1 protein-coding gene is annotated in these 1,177 nt (G+C 62.0%); it reads right to left on the reverse strand.

Going from position 1 to position 1,177, the window contains the following annotated elements:
- Positions 1-192 precede the first annotated feature (192 nt).
- Positions 193-741, reverse strand: a complete 549-nt coding sequence (locus ACFFWD_RS44305; RefSeq protein WP_376975774.1) for a DUF1097 domain-containing protein — start codon at positions 739-741, stop codon at positions 193-195.
- Positions 742-1,177: the final 436 nt, after the last annotated feature.

The following is a 1,177-nucleotide window of genomic DNA, read 5'->3' on the forward strand; positions in this document are numbered from 1 at the left end:
AGTCCGCTTTTGAGGCCAGAGCGGACATGCACTGGCCACGCCGTGACTGCTGCTTTCGGACCCGAAGCGGTCTTTCGGCGCAGTTACCCATTGCTCATCTCGTCATCCGTTGCGAGACCGCGGGGCGTATCCATCGACCTCGGGACCGAGTCGATGCCGGAATTGGGACCGGGCACAAACGCTATGCTTCGCTTATGCGGACGCCCCGGTCGGCTGTCTTGTTGGCAGCACCTTCGCGAGCTGGTCCGAGGCATAGCCGAACAGGGCTCCGATCACCATCGAGACGATGAGCAAGACCAGCGGGTTGGCGAAGGAGGGCGAGACCAGGTTCTGCAATGGGCCGGTGGCCGGCGCGGCGGATGGCTGGTGCAGCGAGTACGCCACAAGCGCAGCGTAACCGTAGACGTTGGCCGGTACCACGGACAGCAGATCGATCGTGGCGACGATGACCAGGAAGAACACCGTGACGCCGACGACGATCGCTGGCCAGACCGCTCCCAAAGCAGCGACCGGGACGTTGACGATGATCAACAAAGCGACCCATGCGACCAGCGCACCAAAGGCATTGCCGATGATCGTCTTGACGAGTGCATTGGTGTTGGCGCCGCTGTGGAAGAAGCATCCCCAGCCAATGAAGCCCGCCCAGACGAGGACGAAACCGCTCAAGGGCCCGAGCGCGAGAAACGCCCAAATGCCTCCTAGAACGGCGATACTCAACGAGAGAGCTAACACCTGTGTCATGGCGTACCTCCCATGTGATGTGATTGGCGGTGGAGCGGTACTGCGGATGCGGTGCATCGTCGCGGTTCTTTCGCTCCAAGCCCAAATATAACACAATCCCGGTGAGCCGTTCGGGAGATATTGGCGTCCAATCGTGACGTTGGGAGTCGATGGCGCAGGTCGCCGGCGGATTGCGCTTCACGGCTCATCCGCCCCCTGCCACTGATTTGCCCGACGGCGCAAGCCCCCGTGGCAAAAATATTTCTGTTTTCCGGAAGTGCAAATCAGTGTATTGATGCGCCCGTCTCACCCGCCTGAGGGGCGCTTCGCGATCGTCACGAGTGTTGGGTCGAGATGCGGTGGCCGCCGAGCGCGCAACTGACGAGTGCGGCCGACGGCGGACGGCGAAGTCGTGTGGTCCTGACGCCCCAGTGGCAGGTGTCTCCTCGCAAGACGT

The sequence above is a fragment of the Bradyrhizobium erythrophlei genome (genome assembly GCF_042430365.1).
GTDB classification, from domain to species: domain Bacteria; phylum Pseudomonadota; class Alphaproteobacteria; order Rhizobiales; family Xanthobacteraceae; genus Bradyrhizobium; species Bradyrhizobium erythrophlei.